Source organism: Campylobacter jejuni, assembly GCF_001457695.1.
Classification (GTDB): domain Bacteria; phylum Campylobacterota; class Campylobacteria; order Campylobacterales; family Campylobacteraceae; genus Campylobacter_D; species Campylobacter_D jejuni.
On record NZ_LN831025.1, the window covers coordinates 873,380 to 892,058 of the forward strand.

The 18,679-nt window shown below is 31.2% G+C and carries 14 protein-coding genes, 5 tRNA genes and 1 pseudogene; 2 read left to right on the forward strand and 18 right to left on the reverse strand.

The annotated features are described in order from the left end of the window. Positions 1 to 6: 6 nt before the first annotated feature. The 8 genes from AT682_RS04505 to secA form a co-directional block, all read right to left on the reverse strand. A tRNA-Arg gene (locus AT682_RS04505) sits at positions 7 to 82 on the reverse strand. 19 nt (positions 83 to 101) lie between these two features. Next, a tRNA-Lys gene (locus tag AT682_RS04510) sits at positions 102 to 177 on the reverse strand. A 4-nt stretch (positions 178 to 181) separates the two neighbouring features. Next, positions 182 to 258, reverse strand: a tRNA-Asp gene (locus AT682_RS04515). Positions 259 to 309: 51 nt separating this feature from the next. Further along, positions 310 to 385: transfer RNA gene (locus AT682_RS04520), tRNA-Val, on the reverse strand. Between the two features lie 7 nt (positions 386 to 392). Continuing rightward, positions 393 to 468 (reverse strand) — tRNA-Lys (locus AT682_RS04525). 61 nt (positions 469 to 529) lie between these two features. Continuing rightward, complete coding sequence (gene glnP / locus AT682_RS04530) at positions 530 to 1,315, reverse strand: amino acid ABC transporter permease (RefSeq protein ID WP_002882803.1); 786 nt, start codon at positions 1,313 to 1,315, stop codon at positions 530 to 532. 22 nt (positions 1,316 to 1,337) lie between these two features. Continuing rightward, a complete protein-coding gene (locus AT682_RS04535) occupies positions 1,338 to 2,543 on the reverse strand; it encodes an ABC transporter permease (protein ID WP_002882802.1) in 1,206 nt (401 codons plus the stop codon). Continuing rightward, positions 2,540 to 5,128, reverse strand: a complete 2,589-nt coding sequence (secA, locus tag AT682_RS04540; RefSeq protein ID WP_002882801.1) for a preprotein translocase subunit SecA — start codon at positions 5,126 to 5,128, stop codon at positions 2,540 to 2,542. Before secA ends, AT682_RS04535 begins: the two co-directional genes overlap by 4 nt. A gap of 99 nt (positions 5,129 to 5,227) precedes the next feature. On the opposite strand from secA, the gene lolA reads away from it, so the two are divergent. Continuing rightward, a complete protein-coding gene (gene lolA, locus AT682_RS04545) occupies positions 5,228 to 5,737 on the forward strand; it encodes a LolA-like outer membrane lipoprotein chaperone (protein ID WP_002882799.1) in 510 nt (169 codons plus the stop codon). On the opposite strand, the gene AT682_RS04550 is transcribed toward lolA, so the two are convergent. Continuing rightward, positions 5,734 to 6,468, reverse strand: a complete 735-nt coding sequence (locus AT682_RS04550) for a hypothetical protein (RefSeq protein WP_002882797.1) — start codon at positions 6,466 to 6,468, stop codon at positions 5,734 to 5,736. The two genes, lolA and AT682_RS04550, sit on opposite strands and share 4 nt — an antisense overlap. Before the next feature lie 9 nt (positions 6,469 to 6,477). After that, entirely contained in the window at positions 6,478 to 7,821 is a 1,344-nt protein-coding gene (pif1, locus tag AT682_RS04555; RefSeq protein ID WP_002882796.1) for an ATP-dependent DNA helicase Pif1, read from the reverse strand. 48 nt (positions 7,822 to 7,869) lie between these two features. On the opposite strand from pif1, the gene AT682_RS04560 reads away from it, so the two are divergent. Then, positions 7,870 to 9,216: an SH3 domain-containing C40 family peptidase gene (locus tag AT682_RS04560; RefSeq protein WP_002882794.1), complete on the forward strand. Its 1,347-nt coding sequence runs from the start codon at positions 7,870 to 7,872 to the stop codon at positions 9,214 to 9,216. Positions 9,217 to 9,227: 11 nt separating this feature from the next. Here AT682_RS04560 and AT682_RS04565 read toward each other — a convergent pair whose 3' ends face one another. The 8 genes and pseudogenes from AT682_RS04565 to purL form a co-directional block, all read right to left on the reverse strand. Beyond that, a complete protein-coding gene (locus AT682_RS04565) occupies positions 9,228 to 10,100 on the reverse strand; it encodes an N-carbamoylputrescine amidohydrolase (RefSeq protein ID WP_002882793.1) in 873 nt (290 codons plus the stop codon). Next, entirely contained in the window at positions 10,097 to 10,984 is an 888-nt protein-coding gene (locus AT682_RS04570; protein ID WP_002853697.1) for a cation diffusion facilitator family transporter, read from the reverse strand. The genes AT682_RS04565 and AT682_RS04570 overlap by 4 nt, the downstream gene beginning before the upstream one ends. After that, positions 10,981 to 11,958, reverse strand: coding sequence for an agamatine deiminase (locus tag AT682_RS04575; protein WP_002882792.1), 978 nt, complete (start codon positions 11,956 to 11,958; stop codon positions 10,981 to 10,983). The genes AT682_RS04570 and AT682_RS04575 overlap by 4 nt, the downstream gene beginning before the upstream one ends. Before the next feature lie 98 nt (positions 11,959 to 12,056). Beyond that, positions 12,057 to 12,491 carry an META domain-containing protein gene (locus AT682_RS04580; RefSeq protein WP_002882791.1) on the reverse strand — a complete coding sequence of 145 codons (435 nt, stop codon included), beginning with the start codon at positions 12,489 to 12,491 and terminating at the stop codon, positions 12,057 to 12,059. Between the two features lie 9 nt (positions 12,492 to 12,500). Continuing rightward, a pseudogene (locus tag AT682_RS10055) lies at positions 12,501 to 14,092 on the reverse strand (methyl-accepting chemotaxis protein). 98 nt (positions 14,093 to 14,190) lie between these two features. Beyond that, positions 14,191 to 15,723, reverse strand: a complete 1,533-nt coding sequence (gene purH / locus AT682_RS04595) for a bifunctional phosphoribosylaminoimidazolecarboxamide formyltransferase/IMP cyclohydrolase (RefSeq protein WP_002882789.1) — start codon at positions 15,721 to 15,723, stop codon at positions 14,191 to 14,193. Positions 15,724 to 15,725: 2 nt separating this feature from the next. After that, entirely contained in the window at positions 15,726 to 16,496 is a 771-nt protein-coding gene (locus tag AT682_RS04600) for a DnaJ domain-containing protein (RefSeq protein WP_002882788.1), read from the reverse strand. Further along, positions 16,493 to 18,679 carry a phosphoribosylformylglycinamidine synthase subunit PurL gene (gene purL, locus AT682_RS04605; protein ID WP_002882787.1) on the reverse strand — a complete coding sequence of 729 codons (2,187 nt, stop codon included), beginning with the start codon at positions 18,677 to 18,679 and terminating at the stop codon, positions 16,493 to 16,495. Before purL ends, AT682_RS04600 begins: the two co-directional genes overlap by 4 nt.

Genomic DNA, 18,679 nt, shown 5'->3' on the forward strand with positions numbered 1-18,679 from the left:
TATGATTGGCGACCCCTAGAGGATTTGAACCTCTGTTTCCACACAGAGAGAGTGTTGTCCTGGGCCACTAGACGAAAGGGTCATAACCCTAACAATAAAAATGGTGTCCCGTGTTGGATTCGAACCAACGGCCCCCTCCTTAAAAGGGAGATGCTCTACCGGCTGAGCTAACGAGACAAGATGGCGCAGCGGACGGGGCTCGAACCCGCGACCTCCGCCGTGACAGGGCGGCATTCTAACCAGCTGAACTACCGCTGCATCCAAAGTAAAGAAGTAGAGATTATAAAACCTATTTATGATTTTATAAAATGGTGGTCACTATAAGACTCGAACTTATGACATCCACCTTGTAAGGGTGGCGCTCTACCAACTGAGCTAAGCGACCTTTATAATGGTGTCCCGTGTTGGATTCGAACCAACGGCCCCCTCCTTAAAAGGGAGATGCTCTACCGGCTGAGCTAACGAGACATTTTCTGAAATAAAAATGTGATTATGCCAAAATTAGCTCTATTTGTCAAGCTTTTTTAAATCATTTTTGGCATTTTCTCTCCAAATAACGAGAAAATATACTTATAGGTAAAGTCAAAACAAGATATGTAATAGCCAAAATTACATAAGCTTCAAGAGTAGCAAAAGTATAAGAATTTATCTCTTGCGCACTTTGGGCTAATTCATTTACAGCAATAACGCTTAATAAGGAACTATCTTTAATTAAATTTGCAAATTGTCCACTCAGCGGTGCTAAAATATTTTTTAAAGCTTGGGGAAAAATCACATACGCAAAAACCTGAATCTCTTTTAACCCTAAAGCCCTAGCGCTCTCAAGCTGAGATATAGAAATACTTAAAATTCCAGCTCTAAATATTTCAGCTAAGTAAGCAGCAGAAAAACATGATAAAATAATAACTCCAGCCACATATCGATTATCAAGTCCTAAATTATTTGCAATGATATAATATATCAATAATACCTGCACTAGTAAAGGGGTTCCTCTGATAAGCTCTATGTAAAATGTAGATAAAAATCTTAAAAAAACAATCGAACTTAAAGAAAAAGCACAAAAAACTCCACCCAAAATTATACTCAACAATAAAGAAAAAAAACTGATTATTAAAGTATTTAAAAAACCTTGAAGAAATTTTTCTTTATAGGTCGCAATTGTGCTAAAATCAAAATGATAAGTACTTATACTAAAACTACAATAACAAAACAATATTAAAAATAAAATCAAAAGAATTAAATTAGTGATTATTTTTGACTTTGATAGAGGTTTTAAAGGTTTAAAATTCTTATTTTTTTGAGCAAACAAAGACAATAAAAATCTCCAAAATTACAATTTATTCATTTCTTAAAGTATCTAAAATATTAATTTGAGTTGCTTTTTTTGCAGGATAAAAAGATGATAAAGCTATGATTATTAAAGCACCCACAATGGTTAAAGAAAAATCCATTAAAGACAAATCAAGTGGTAATTTACTGGTTCCATAAACATCAGCAGGTAAAGTTACAATATCAAAATTTCCCAAAAGCCATAAAGCAAAAAATGCAAGTACCATACCCACTATCATACCGCCACCACCAATAAGCATACCTAAGGCAAAAAAACTCTTTTTTACCTCATTTTTGCTTGCACCTAGAGCAAGTAAAAGTGCTATTTCACTGCGACGATTCATTACTATCATCAATAAAGAACTTACTATATTTAAACTTGCAACCAAAATAATAAGCATCAACACTATAAAAAGCGCTCTTTTTTCAAGTTCTAAGGCTGAAAAGAAATTTTTATTTTGTTCCCACCAACCTACTACAGCATAATCATCTTTTAAATAAGATTTAATTTTTTCAACATCCTCAAAAGCATTATCGCTATATACATGAATTCCATCATAATTTGGATTTTTAGGCATTCCAAGTACTTTCTTCAATGCATCAACATCTGTGTACATATAAGCTTTATCATAAAATGCAAGCCCTGAAGTAAAACGCGCTTTAACATCAAAACGTTTAGTTTGCGGTACTAAAGAAAATCCACTAGGATTAAGATTTGAAAAAATAAGTGAAAGTTTGTCATTTTTATGCAAACCAAATTCATCGGTAAGCGCTGATCCTACAAGTATATCAAAACCACTTAAATTCTCATCCTTTAAAGCTTTAGCAACCACTTCGTTTATTTTTTTTTCATCATTAAAATTAACGCCAAAAAGCACACCACCTTCAAAACGATTATCTCCCTTTACAACAACTTGAGTGCTTATATAAGGGCTAAATAACAAATTTGGAAATGTTTTTCTTAACTCATCTATAAATTCATCATTTACAGGAACGTAGAATTTAGGCAAAATAGTAATAGGATAATTCATCACAAAAAAGCGTTTTTCAAATTCTTTATCAAAACCATTCATAATTGCCATAGCTACAAGCAAAACGCAAAGTCCTACACAAACTCCTAAAAAGGCCAAAAGCATAGAAAGATTGATAAAGGGTTGCTCTTTATCAAATCTTAAATATTTAAAAAGTAAATATTTTAAAACGCTTTTATTCAAGCTAAAATTCCTTGCTTAGGACCACTTTTTCCATGGCATTCTTTAAATTTTTTTCCACTTCCGCAAGGACAAGGAGCATTGCGTGGAACTTTTTTAAACTCAGCTTCGCCAAGATTATCTTCGCTTGCACCCATTTCTACTGAGCTTTGAAGCAGCTTTTCATTTTCTTCATTGGCTTTATTTTCTAAATTTTGTACCTCTTCTTGATTAAATTGCACGCTAAAAAGTAGTTTAATGCTATCAAATTTAATACGATTAACCAACTCCAAGAAAAGATTATAACTTTCTTTTTTATATTCCACAAGAGGATCTTTTTGATTGTATCCACGAAGCCCTATTCCTGTTTTTAAAATATCCATTTGATACAAATGCTCTCTCCAAGCATTATCCAAAACTTGCAAATATAAAATACGCTCTATATTACGCAATTCTTTAATCTCAAGTCTTGACATCTTTTCGTTATAAGAATTTTCAAGAATTTGACTTAGCTTATCTTGCATTTCAATGACGCTTAAATTCTCAAAATCTTTTTCACTAATCTGAGTTGAACATTCATATAAAATTTTTGCTTTCAAATTTTCAAAATTTACATTAGAACCGCTTTCATCAAGTATATAATCATTCATTACATTTGCACTATATTCAGCGATATTTTGCGAAATTTTAGCTCTAACATCATAATTTTCATCTAAAAGCTCATTGCGATAACGATAAATAGTTTTTCTTTGTTCATTTGCTACATCATCATATTCTAACAAATGCTTTCTGCTTTCAAAATGTAAGCTTTCTACTTTTTTCTGTGCATTTTCAACCGCTCTTGTAACGATTCTTGACTCTATGCTTTCGCCCTCTTCTATGCCTAGACGATCCATAATGCTTTTGATACGATCCCCGCCAAAAATTCTTAAAAGATTATCTTCTAAACTTAGATAAAAACGACTTATTCCAGGATCGCCCTGCCTTCCTGCACGACCACGAAGTTGATTATCAATACGGCGGCTTTCATGTCTTTCTGTACCGATGATATAAAGCCCACCCAAAGCCCTAATCTCATCATCGATTTTTATATCCACACCACGACCTGCCATATTTGTAGCGATAGTTACAGCACCTTTTTTACCTGCACCTTGGATAATCAAAGCTTCTTGCTCGTGGTTTTTAGCATTTAAAACATGATGAGGGATTTTTTCTTTTACAAGCATATTGTGAAAAACTTCACTGCGTTCTATACTTGCAGTTCCCACAAGAACAGGCTGACCTTTGGCGTTGGCTTTTTTGATCTCTTCAATTACAGCTTTAAATTTTTCATTTTGAGTTTTATAGATAAGATCATCTTTATCTTGTCTTTTAATAGGAATATTTGTCGGTATAGAAATAACATCTAAACTATAAATTTGAGAAAATTCAGTCGCTTCTGTTTGCGCAGTTCCTGTCATACCTGCAAGTTTATTGTACATTCTAAAATAATTTTGAAAAGTAATATCTGCTAGAGTTTGGCTTTCTTCTTGAATTTTTACATTTTCTTTGGCTTCTAAAGCTTGATGCAATCCTTCGCTAAAACGACGTCCTTCACTTAAACGCCCTGTAAATTCATCAACGATGATAACTTCATTATTTCTTAAAACATAATGCACATCTTTTTCAAAAAGATTATGCGCCTTTAAAGCTTGATCAAGCTGATGTGCTAAGATAGCATTATCAAGACTGTATAAATTTTCTACACCAAAAAGTTTTTCAGCCTTAGCAATACCTGCTTCCGTGATTAAAATATTACGATTTTTCTCATCTACTACAAAATCACCCTCAGGTTTTGCAGGGGGTAAAACTGCTTCGCCTTTTTGCATTTGCTTAGCTACTTCATTGGCTTTAATATAACCATCTAAAGTGCGATTTGTAGGACCGCTGATGATAAGCGGAGTTCTTGCCTCATCAATTAAAATACTATCTACCTCGTCTACAATAACAAAATTATGCTCTCTTTGAACTTTTTCAACTTTTGAAAATTTCATATTATCACGCAAATAATCAAAACCAAACTCATTATTGGTTCCATAAGTAATATCGCAATCATAAGCTTGCTTGTGCTCTATGTCACTGTTTTGAGAAGAAAGAATCACGCCTACACTAAAACCTAAAAAGTTATAAATCGCACTCATTTGCTCAGCGTCTCTTTTAGCTAAATAATCATTTACCGTAACAACATGTACGCCTTTTCCGCTCATAGCATTTAAAACTACAGGCAAAGTCGCTACAAGAGTTTTACCCTCCCCTGTTTTCATTTCTGCGATTTTTCCGTCGTGCAAAACCATACCACCGATTAACTGTACATCAAAATGACGCATATTTAAAGTTCTCTTACCTGTCTCTCTAACTATAGCAAAAACATCATTTAAGATATCATTTTCATTTTTTTCTCCGCTTAAAATTTGCTCTTTAAATTTTGCAAATTCGGCTTTTAATTCATCATCGCTTAAATTTTGATATTTGCCTTCTAAAGCATTGATTTGTGCTACACGCTTGAAGTATTTTTTAACTTCACGATCATTTTTTGTTCCAAAAACGGCTTTTAAGGTATTTAAAAACATTTTTAAACCTTTATAAATTTTTCAAACTATCATTATAACGATTATTTAATTAAAATTAGCTAGAATGATATAAAAAATATAATTTTTTAAGGAAAATAAATGAAAAAAACATTCTTGATATTTTTTATTTTTATAGGACAACTTTTTGCCCTTGATCTTAATTTTAATACCTTTTCAAGCAATTTTACCCAAATAGTGAAATCCAAAAACTCTACACTTTCTTATTCTGGGCATTTTATACTGAGTAAAGATCAAGCATATTGGAGTTATGATACTCCTAGTAAAAAAGAGATTTATATCAACAAAAATCAAGTAACCATAGTAGAGCACGATCTAGAACAAGTCATTTTCTCTCATCTTGATAACATTCCAAATCTTAATGAAATTTTCAAAAAAGCAAGTCTTATAAACAAAGATAAACTTGTAGCAAAATATGATAATATAAATTATACAATTAAACTCAATCAAGAGCAAATTCAAAGCATATCCTATAAAGATGAATTTGAAAATGATGTTATAATCAATCTAAACAATCAAATTAAAAATCCAAAAATCAACTCCGATATTTTCAAGGTAAAAATTCCGCAAAATTATGATATAGTTCGCTAATTTTGCGTTGAATTTTCATCAAGCTTTATATCATAGCCTGTTTGTGGCAAATGATAAGGCTTGTTTGCATTATTTTCTTTGAATATTTGTGGAGGATTGGCGATTAAATCTCTTTTAATTTTTTCTTCTATATCTGGAGTCATTTTAGGTGTATTTAAATTATCTATATTGATTTCTCCATTGTCATTTTTATTTTCTTCATCTAAATCTTTGAAAAGCTGTTCAACTTGTTTGGCTTCTAAATTTGGAACACTAGGGGTTGGGATCTTTTCAACACTAGGAACTTGAGTTTTAAGAACTTCTAAGTTTTCAAGTACTTTTTTTACCTCGCTACCCATACCTTTCTCTTTAGCCTCAGTGCTTTCTAAAAAGCGTTTAAACTCCTCTAAATCAAATTTTTCCACTCCATTTAAAGATATGATATATATATCATCTAGTTTAATCTTATATTTCTTATCTAAAAATTTTTCTAAAGTTTTTTTAAAATTATTTTTTCCAATTTCTGTAAAAATATCTTCATAAAAAAACCCTGAAATTACTGTATTTACAGCATCAATTAACTTATTTTCATTTTCTTTTAAATTATTCCCATCAAATTCCAAAGAAATTTCAACTTTTTTAAGAACATTTGCCCCACTTTTAGAATACAAATCTGTTCTTATTTTATCTATTTCAAGATTTTGAGCATTTAAACTCAAAACCAAAAAAACACTTAAAAATATTTTTTTCATTTAATGCCTTTAAATGATTTGTTCTTGTATTTCAAGATCTAAAAAATTATGTTTTTTATAAAATTCGATCACATTAGAATCTATTTTTAAAATATTAGCAAAATAAAATCCAAAATTTATCTTTTTTGTAGAATAAATTTTTAAAGTATTTGGATTTGTAGCACGAGAAAGAGCGACATAAAGCTGTCCATTTTCAAAAATATGATCAATATCACACACTAATTTTTCAATACTCATACCTTGTGATTTGTGTATAGTAATAGCATAAGCTAATTTAATAGGAAACTGTGTAACACTTGCAAGAATATTAACAACAAAATCTTTACCTGATTGCTCAAGTTCTTCCATGAAAAAAGTATAAGGTTCAAGTAAAATTTTCATCCCATTATTTTTAATAATACTAATATAAATTTTCTCCTCTTCATAAAGAATATCTTCTATAATGCCTTGCTCTCCATTATAATAATTCTTATCCCAATTATTTACACAAAAAATAATACGAGCACCTATTTTAATATTTAATTCTTCCAATATATTTAAGCTTCCAACCCAAGAATCAAGTTCTTCATCTTTTATTCTCTTATCTTCTTTTTTAACCTGAGCCTTAAAGCATACAAGTGGGGTCTCAAGCTTGCTTAATTTTTCTTGATTGATATTGTTTACTTTTTTATTGATACCACAAAGTAAAGTATAATCATCTTCTAAATTTTCTAATTCTTTATAATCAATTCGCAAAGATTCAAAAAAGCTTAAAATTTTTTCATCTAAAAAACCTTGTCTAATCAAAGATAAATGGTTATAAAATTCCATATTTTGCGTTCTTTTAGGTTGAGAAAGTTTAATATTCTTAAAATTTAAATCTTGCCAAAAAAATGAAGAAAAAGCATAATAAGAATGGTTAAATAAAGTTTCTTTTTTTTCTTTAATTACTGGAGGCAGTTGAAAAAAATCTCCAACAACTAAAATTTTTCCATTAAATTGAGAATTTTTAAGTCTAAAGCCTATCATTTCAAAAACATTTGCACTAACCATGGAAATTTCATCGATAACAATAAGCTCAATCGTTTTTAAAAGCTCTTTAAGTTTTGTTAATTTTTCTTTTTGTTTTTGATTGCGATCCAATGCACTTAATTTCATCATATCATCACAATACCCTAAACAAAAAAAGCTGTGTAAAGTAACACCGCCTATATTAAACGCCGATAGAGCACTAGAACCAAGAGCTATGGCTAATTTTTTTTGTTTTCTATAAGATTTGATAAGCTCATTTGTCAAAAAGCTTTTACCAACTCCAGCACCACCACTTAAAAAAACATTATCATAAGCTAAAATTTTTTCTAGTTTATCAAGCATTATATTTCCTTGGCTTTAATTATAACTATTTTTTCTAAAAGGTTGATTATGAAATCTTGTTTATATTTTACTTTTATAGTGCTATTTTTAACAGCTTGTTCAACAAAAAATTTAACTTCACTTCATCATGAAAATTTAGAACAAAAAAATGAAAATAAACATTATGCAAAACTTGAATACGAACAAAATGTAAGCATTTTGCCACAATTTACTTACGATATTAATTTTGATGTAAAACGATATAAAAAATATTTCTTTAATCCTTGGCATGATTCATTTAAAAATTACAAAGGACAAAATATTTTTTGGTCCTTTCCTTTATATTTAAATTCAAAAAATACTTATTATTTTTTCAATAAACAAATTATTCCACTTTCATGGTTTAAAAACGTTATAAATAACGCAAATATCCAAGAATTCGGTAAACTTAATCAAAAAGCTTTGATTATCCAAAATACAATCATTAAAAATCTTCCAACCCAAAGAGCTATCTTAAAAAATCCTTTTTTTGAAAATGAAGGAATTCCTTTTGACTATGCAAGCGATGGCATTTTAAATGCTGGAACCCCTGTCTTAATTTCACATTTTAGTAAAGATAAGCGTTATGCTTTTGTTTTAGGTGAAGCTGGGTTTGGATTTGTTGAAAGTAAAAATTTGGAATTTTTCTCAAACGATAGAGCGAAAATCTATGAAAATCTCAACTTTATCACACCGCTAAAAGAAAAAATTCCTATCTATAGCGAGGATGGTAAATTTTTCTTTGAAAGTAGAATTGGCGCTATTTATCCTTACTACAAAGAAGATAAAAACTATTTTTATGGAAAAATAGGTTCTAAAAAATATAAAATTTCTAAAAAAGATGTATCTAAATTTCCTTTACAATTCAATGATAAAAATTTAAAAAATCAACTTTCACAAGTTTTAAATTTGCCTTATGGCTGGGGCGGTTATAATTTTGAAAGAGATTGTTCTTTACTAACTCGTGATATCTTTTCAGCTTTTGGACTTTATCTACCAAGAAATTCAGCTGCACAAAAAAATTCTTTTAATCATTTTGATATAAGCACTCTTAGTAATTCTCAAAAAAAAGATTTTTTAAACCGCTTTGGGAAAGCTTATCTTAGTTTACTTTATTTACCTGGACATATTATGCTTTATGCAGGACAAATTACAGATAATAATATTGCCATACATAATATATGGGGCTTAAGAAAAGATGCAACCCAAAGACTTCTCATAAGTTCTAGCGTCATCACTTCTTTAGAAATAGGAAAAAATGAAATTTTAGAAGATAATTTGCTTTTATCAAGACTTAAAGAAATAAGTTTTATAAATTTAAACGAACAAGAAAAAGAGCAAATAAAAAGCTATCTTGAAAATATACAAAACAAATAAGATTATTGATTTTAATCAATAAATCTTTTAGTTAAATCCGCAAAATATTCTATGCGTCTATCTCGCAAAAAAGGCCACCAACGACGCACATTTTCACTTCTTTTTTTATCTATTTCTATGATTTTTACACATTCGTTTTGAGAATCTAAAAGACAAAGTTCTTCACCTTGAGGGTCAAAAACAAAAGAATTTCCCCAAAATCTAATGCCCTCTTCTACCCCGCTTACATCTTTTTCAAAACCTACTCTATTGATAGCTACTACATATAAACCATTAGCTATAGCATGTCCTTTTTGAACACCAAGCCAAGCATTGAGCTGTCTTTGTTTTTCTTCATCTTTATCCTTATCAAACCAACCAATTGCCGTGGGATAAATAAGAATCTCAGCTCCTTTTAAAGCCATAATTCTTGCTGCTTCAGGATACCACTGATCCCAACAAATAAGCACTCCAAGCTTGCCTAAACTTGTATTTATAGGTTCAAAACCCAAATCTCCAGGAGTAAAATAAAATTTTTCATAAAAACAAGGATCATCAGGTATGTGCATTTTGCGATATTTGCCTGCTATAGAACCATCTTTTTCAAAAACCACTGCAGTATTATGATAAAGTCCAGCACTTCGTTTTTCAAATAGCGAAGTAATAAGCACTATTTGATTTTTTCTAGCTATATTTGCCCAAAATTTCACATCTTTTTCATAATCATTAGCATAGTCAAAAAAATCCACATTTTCACTTTGACAAAAATACTCACTTTGATGAAGTTCTCCCAAACAAATAAGCTCAGCTCCTTGTTTAGAGGCTTCTTCTATAAATTCGCAAGTTTTTTTTATAGTTTGTTCTTTGTTTGAGTGAAATTTTTGTTGTATTAAAGCGATTTTCATTGTCTTTGCCTTTCTTGTTCTGCATCATCATAAGGATCTAAATGAATTTGTATATCCCATTTTTCATTTTCAAACATCTTACGCACACCTTCTTCTATTTCATCTGAAATTTTATGCGCATTTAAAAGCGAAATTATAGGGCAAAAAACCAAATGCACGCTTAAATAATTACAACTTGGAGTTTTACGCGTCTTTAATTCATGATAGGAAATTATTTCAGGATTATTAGAAATCAAAGTACAAATTTTATCTACTTGTTCCTTAGGTAAAGCCTCATCCATTAAAAAAGCCAAAGCTTTTTTAATGATTTTAAAAGCAGAAAACGCCGTATAAAGACTGATCACTATCCCAAAAATAGCATCAATAATATGTAAATTTGTAAAATAAATCAAAACCAAAGCCCCTAAAGTACAAGCATTGGTTAAGCAATCTGTTTTGTAATGCAAAGCATCACTTTCTATAATCAAACTTTTGGTTTTTTTAGCTACATAATTTAAAAAAAGTACAAGAAAAAAAGTCATAATTAAAGCAAAAATCATCACATAGATGCTTGAATTTAAATCTTTAATTTCTTCTTTATAATAAATCTTTAAAATACTCTCATAAAAAATAAAAATCCCCACGCCAACTATAAAAACACCTTCTAACAAACCCATTAAAGCTTCAATTTTAGAAAAACCAAAATTATAATTTTCATTCGCCTTTTGTGAACTTTTTTTAAGAGCTAAAAAATTAAAAGCAGAAATAGCAAAATCCATTAAAGAATCAATCGCACTTGAAAGTACTGCAACAGAACCACTTGTTAAGCCTACTATAAATTTAACCAAGGCTAAAACAATAGCACATAAACTTGCCACAAGAGTTGCTTTTTTTTGCAAACTCATCTTAAACCTTTGAAACGATTTTGACAAGAACAATGCAAAGAACCGTTTTGTCGCAAAAACACTCTTGCATCTACTCCTATAATTTTATGATTAGGTAAAGCTTTAGAAAGTCTTTTAGCTATGATTTCATCATTTTTATCCTTGTAAAAAGGCACAATTAAAGCATTATTTATAAAAACAAAATTCGCATAAGTCGCCCCCAATCTTCTTTCTTCATAGTATAAAGGCTTAGGTATAGGAAGTTCTATTAAATCAAAACCTGTTTTTTTAAGCTCTTCTTTCATTTTTTGTAAAGGCAAATAATGCTCATCCTCTTCATCTTCACAAATGCAATGTGCTATGGTATTTTTATCTATAAATCTTGCTAAGGTATCGATATGATGATCTGTATCATCACCTTTTATGAAACCATTTTCTAGCCAAATAATTTGTTTTAAGCCAAAAATTTCTTTTAATTTTATATCAATTTGAGTTTTGTTTAGATGAGAATTTCTATTTTCATTTAAAAGACAATGAGAGCTTGTAAGCATCACACCCTCTCCATTAAAGTCAATGCTTCCTCCTTCTAAAATAAAATCCACCTTTTTAAGCCCCTCTTTAAATTTTTCTTTAAAAAGTTTAGAATTTACAGCATTATCAAGCTCACTTTGAAATTTATTTCCCCAAGCGTTAAAAGTAAAATCAAGAGCTTTTAAACGATCATTTTCTACTATATCTATAGCTCCAAAATCGCGTATCCAAGTATCATTGGTATCACATTTAAAAAACTCTACATTTTTTATATCTTTAAAATTTTCAAAATCACTCTGTTTAGGAGCTATAAGTAAAACTTTTTGAAATTCACTCACTACTTTTACAAATTCTTTATAACTTTGTAAAATTTCCTCTAAGTAGGGATTCCAATCGCTTTTTTCATGGGGTAAAGAAAGCATGAGGTATTCTTGCTCACTCCATTCAGGAATTGATTTTATCATTTAACTACCTTTTTTGATAATAAAATTATAATTGTATCATTTTTTAGACTTTTGTCAAATTTAAGAAGATTGCCTCGATATTTCGAGGCTTTAGAGTATTATTTAAAAAAGACTTTCATTTCATCATTACTTAAAACAAGTTTTCCATTTTCATTTGAAATTTTAAAAGTTCCTTTGAAATTTGAAAGGAAAGAATTTTCAAAATCCATTACATCCATTGGGTGACAAAGCATTTGAGTTGAAGCTACGCGATCACCTTCGATTTGCAAAGTATCCGCCTTAGTTTGGTAAGAACCAAAAAAACGATTACATCCTGAATAACCATAAAATTTATTATTTTCAAAACTGATATTTGGACTTTCCTCTGCGTTTTTTGGATCAAAAGTTTTGCCATTTACTATAATTTTTTCTATTTTGAAAAGCTGATTTTGTACAAGTTCATTATTACCTTTAGAAGTAGATGAAGTAACAGAAGTACTAGCACAACCTGCAAAAAAAGCTGCAGCTAATGCAATTTGAAGCGTTTTTTTCATTTTATTCCTTTAAATTTGAAATTGGTTAAGTTCGCTTTCGAGATTATGACACACTATTTTTAACTCATCTGCAACTTGAAGCAGAATTTTAGAAATTTCTTCATTCTTTTCACTTACTTCAACATTTTCTTGCATACGAGAAAGTAAATTTTGTATATTCTCTTGGGAAATTTTTATTTTTTCAGTACATTGAGTTACCAAAGCCCTAGCATCTTCGTTACATAATTTAACCTCATTAGCATCATCAACCAATAAAGCGGTGTCATCATTTAAAGCTTGTACACTTTGAGCATTTTTCTTTAATTCTGCACTAACCTCATTAATACTTTGCAAAAGCTCTTTTGTAATTTGAGCTACATTTCCCAAAAATTCTTCACTGTTCTGAGCCAACTGCCTAACATCCTCAGCAATTACAGAAAAACCTCGTCCAAATGCACCAGCCCTAGCTGCTTCTATACCAGCATTTAGGGATAGTAAATTGGTTTTATCTGCGATCTCATCCATCATTTGAGTTGCTTTTTGTATATTACCTGCTTGATTGACCATGTTTTCAACTTTTTTGGCCAATTCATTTTCATTTTGGGATACTGTTGATACTTTATTAGCAACATTAAACAAAGATTTAAGCATTTGCTCTAATAATAAAAAGGATTTTTCATTGGCACTATTTGCCTTATTTGACAAACTAGCAAGTTCTCCAAGTTCATTGCCAACATTTGCACCAAGTTTAAAACTTTGATCTATTTGCTTATGACTTTGTGAACTGATATCACTTAAAGAAATAGCATTTGAATTTAAAAGATTGCTTTGTTTTCTACATTTTTTGAATTATGGCTTGCACCGCTAACTGCCTTGTGAGTTTTTTCAATAAATTGATTGATATATCCACAAGCTAAAGCAATTTCATCTTGACCTTTAACTGAAATACGAGCTTTTAAATTGCCACTTCCTTGAGCTAATTCTTTAGCATGATTTAAAAGCTCTAAAACGGGCTTTCCAACAACAACTTTAAGCATTAAAAGAACCACACAAAGGGTAAAAATCAAAGCAATAGTAAATATTATAATATAAGATTGACTGGTTTTGCTTATATCTTTTTGAACACCTTCTAAAGAATGCGATATATCCATAACCCCTATCACACTCCCTACATTAGCATTTGCATGACAAGCAACACAACTTTCATCTGCAATCAAAGGGCGTATCAATCTTAAATGCACAACACCATTTATATTTTCTTCTAAAGCTTGAATTTTAGGATTTGAAAATTGTTCTATAATACGCTTATCATTTGAAATTTGAGGGGCTTTCATCTCAAAAAGATCTATAGTATCTTTTGAAGGATAAATTTTAATATCACTAATACCCTCTATACTTTTTGCATCTTCAATGGCTTCTTTAATTTTTTCAGGATCTCCTAAATTCATAGCCATTCTCATTGTTTGAAAAACAGAAGTACTTACGGTATCTAAATTTGCCCTGCTCATTTTATTGGCAGTATTTTTAAAGTCCAAATTTAAAATCACTTGCATTACAATAAAACTTATAAGCAACACCACAAAAATTGCAGCAGAAACCTTAAATCCTATAGTTTTAAACATCATAGTTTCCTAAAAATAAAATTTTTCGGAAATATTTTACACATAATTTATTTAATTTTTATTGAATTATGTGTAAAAAACATAACATTCCATTAAACTTAATGTAAAAAATGTCTTACTCCTGTAAAATAAAGCGCCATACCATACTCATCGGCTGCTTTTACCACTTCATCATCTCTTATGCTTCCGCCTGGTTCTACTATAGCTTTAACCCCTACTTTACTTGCTTCATCTATGCTATCTCTAAAAGGGAAAAAGGCTTCACTTGCTAAAACACAACCTTGCAAATCAAGCCCCATTTCTTTAGCTTTAACGATCGCTGCCTTTGCTGCATCGATTCTACTTGTCATACCCATACCTATAGCCACCATAGCACCATTTTTTACATAAACAACATTGTTTGATTTGGTAAATGCTGCTATTTTCATAGCGATTTCAAGATCTTTTAATTCTTCCTTACTTGCCTCTCTTTGACTCATAAGCTTTGCATTTTTAAGCTCATCTTCGCCCACTTCATCGCTGTTTTGATATACAAAACCCCCATCAATATGTTTAAAATCATATTTATCAAAACTGCGGATTAAAAACGGACTTTCTTGAGTGAAAATTTTAATGCGTTTTTTACCTTCAAACACAGCTAAAGCTTTTTCATCTACATTGGCTGCGATGATGACTTCTACATAAATTTCATTGATTTTATTTGCTAAAGCCTCATCAAGAGTTCCATTGATTGCAACCACTCCTCCATAAGCACTGACGCTATCGCATTTTAAAGCATGTATATAGCTTTGTACTAAATTTTCTTTTATAGCAAAACCGCAAGGATTTCCATGTTTTACTATAGCAATAGCTGGAGCTTTATCGAAACTACTAGCTAAGTTTAAAGCTGCGTTAATATCGGTTAGATTATTAAAACTTGCTTCGCCTTTAAGGGATTTGAAATTTGCACTAAAAAAGGCATCAAACTCGTATAAAGCCCCTTTTTGATGTGGATTTTCTCCATATTTTGTATCAAATACTTTTTGTCCTACTATAAATTTACTCGCTCCAAAACCTCCGTTAAAGCGTTCATTCATATAATTTGCAATATAAGCATCATAATTTGCCGTATGCTCATAAGCTTTTATCATCAAATTTAAACGAAAATTCTCATCATTTTGACCTTTTTTTAAAGTCTCAATCACTTTTTCATAATCAAGCGGATCGCAAAGTACCATCACATCTTTATAGTTCTTTGCTGCACTTCTTATCATCGCAGGCCCACCTATGTCGATATTTTCTATAATTTCATCAAAATCATCGCTCATGATGGTGGTTTTTTTAAAAGGATATAAATTCACACAAACTAGATCAATGCCTAAAATTTCATTTTCTTTTGCTTGTTTGATATGATTTTCATCGCTTCTTTTATGCAAAATCCCACCGTGAATCTTAGGGTGCAAAGTCTTCACACGCCCTTCAAAAAGCTCAGGACTCTTTGTAAAATCACTCACTTCTATAACTTTTATTCCATTTTCTTTTAAAAGCTTAAAAGTCCCGCCTGTTGAAAGAATCTCAAAGCCTAAATTTTCAAGCTCTTTGCCAAATTCTACTATGCCTTCTTTATCACTCACACTAAGTAATGCTCTCATTTTTACCTTTCTAAATGTTTTTTAACTTTTTCGTAAGCTTCGTTGATTTTTTGAAATTTCTCTATACCGATTTTAAGCTCTTCTTCACTAACATTGTTTGCATTTAAAATATCAGGATGATATTTTTTTGCTAAATTGCGGTATTGTTTTTTTACCGCATTTAAATCCGCATTATTTGAAAGTTCTAAAATAGCAAAAGCTTCATCAAGGCTTAATTCTTTTTTAGTACTTTTTAAATTTGAAAGACTTGCTACAAAAGCGTCTAATTCGCTTTTTGCTATATCAAAGGCTTTAGCGATTTGCTCTAAAATTTCACGCTTTTTAGCATTAAAATCTGCATCGATTAAAGCCATAAAAACAAGCACACGCAAGACATTAAAACGCTCATTTTTAGGTAAAGGCACTTCTTTTAAAAAATCTTTTGCCACATAAAAAGCATCGCTTAAATTTTCTTTATGTTCATTAAAACTTGCTTTTAAAAAAGCTCTTTCTTTTTCATCTTTGGCATTTGCATCTAAAAGATCTTTGATCATTTCAGCTTCATTTTCACTTACCCTACCATCACTTTTTGCAATTTTTGCCAAAAGTGCAATAACATAGTAATTCATACGCCTTTTAAACTCATCCATTCTTTCTTCCATAACCCCACGAGCAAAACCCTTAGCAAAGCCTTTGGCTCCTCTTGTAGCTGAGTTTAAAAAATCCTGTTTTCCCCAAGTTTTATAATACCAGTAAAACACCAAAACAACGAGTATAATTAAAACTAAAGTCATTGGATTTGCTCTTTAAAACTTTCAAAATAAAGCTTGTCAAGTTCAGCCTTGCTTAACTCAATGCTATCAAGTTTAAAATGTCTTTGGCTAGTACTCACACCTAATTTATAAGCTTTTACTCCAAATTCTTTGGCTAAATTTAAAAAAGCTTCTTCATTTTCTTTGCTAAGCCCTACTATAGCACGACTTGCACTCTCATCAAAAATCATTTTTTCATCATCAAAACCACTTGTTAAATTTGCACCCACACTAGAAATAGCAAACATTTTTGCCAAAGTCATAGCAATACCCCCTATTCCTACGCTATTGGCACACTCAAGTAAAGAATTTTGATTGGCTTTATAAAGCAAATCCCAAAGTGCAAGTTCAGCTTTATAATCAAGCTCTTTAAGACTTCCTGATACTTTTTTATCTTGGATTTTCATTACCATAGATCCGCCAAATTCTCCTAAACTTTCGCCCAAAAGATAAACGCTTAAATTTTCTTTTTCAAAACTAGCTTTTAAGGTTTGATTTGCATCTTCTAAAACCCCTACGCTTACTATAGTAGGACTTGGATAAATACTTACGCCTTCGGTTTCATTATAAAGTGAAACATTGCCACTGACTACTGGGGTATTTAACTCTTTACAAGCTTCTTTAATACCCTCACAACCTTGTGCGAATTGCCACATCACTTCAGGATTTTGCGGATTTCCATAATTTAAACAATCACTTATTGCCAAAGGCTTAGCTCCTGTGCAAGCAACCTTTCTTCCTGCAGAAGCTACTGCTAAAGCTGCTCCTATTTTAGGATTTACATAATTTAAGCGTGAATTACATTCTATAGCCATAGCCACACTTGCACCATTTTCTTTGATGCGAATAACACTAGCACCTAATCTTCCATCAGCTTTTATGGTATTGGTTTGCACACTTGAATCAAATTGATCATAAATAAAAGCTTTATTATTTATATTTTCATTTTGAAGCATTTGTATAAAAAGCTCTTGAATGCTTGATTTTAACTCAAATTTATAGTCTTTAATTTCACTTAAATATTTTGGCTCGCTTGTAGGGCGACTTAAAATCGGCGCTTTCTCACTTAAAGGCTCGATAGGAATAAGCCCTACAAGCTCATCATGCCAAAAAAGCTCCATTTTTCCTGTATTGGTAACTTCACCCATAACCACAGCATCTAAATCCCATTTTTTGAAAATTTCTATAACCTTATCTTCATAGCCTTTTTTCGCACAAATAAGCATTCTTTCTTGAGATTCGCTAAGCATTAACTCATAAGGAGTCATACCGCTTTCACGCATAGGAGTTTTATCTAAGTAAAGTTTCATGCCACTGCCACTTCTTCCTGCCATTTCAAAAGAACTTGAAGTAAGCCCTGCAGCACCCATATCTTGAATACCCACAATATAATCGGTTTTAAAAAGCTCTAAACAAGCCTCCATAAGAAGTTTTTCACTGAAAGGATCGCCAATTTGCACTGTAGGACGCAAAGATTTGCTTTCTTCGTTAAAGCTATCACTTGCCATAACCGCTCCACCAAGTCCATCACGCCCTGTTTTTGAACCTACATAAATCACAGGATTTCCTACACCTTCAGCCTTAGCATAAAAGATATCTTCACTTTTACAAATCCCTAAAGCAAAGGCATTAACTAAGATATTTCCATTAAAACACTCATCAAAAGCACATTCTCCACCTATAGTTGGCACACCCATGCAATTTCCATAATGAGAAATTCCATTTACCACGCCTTTAACAAGGTATTTTTGATGTTTGCCGCATTTTTCATCATGAATATCGCCAAATTTTAAAGAATTTAGCCCCGCAACCACTCTTGCACCCATAGTAAAAACATCACGTAAAATTCCCCCTACTCCCGTAGCCGCACCTGCAAAAGGCTCGATAAAGCTAGGGTGATTGTGACTTTCTACCTTAAAAACCGCTGCCATACCTTGCCCGATATCAATAACCCCTGCGTTTTCTCCTGGGCCTTGAATCACCCAAGGTGCTTTAGTTGGAAAACCATTAAGATATTTTTTACTAGATTTATAAGAGCAATGCTCACTCCACATCGCAGAAATAACCCCAAGTTCTAGCAGATTTGGCTCGCGTCCTAAAATTTCTAAAATTTGTGCATATTCTTCATCGCTGATTTTATGTGCTTTTATGGTTTCTTTATCCAT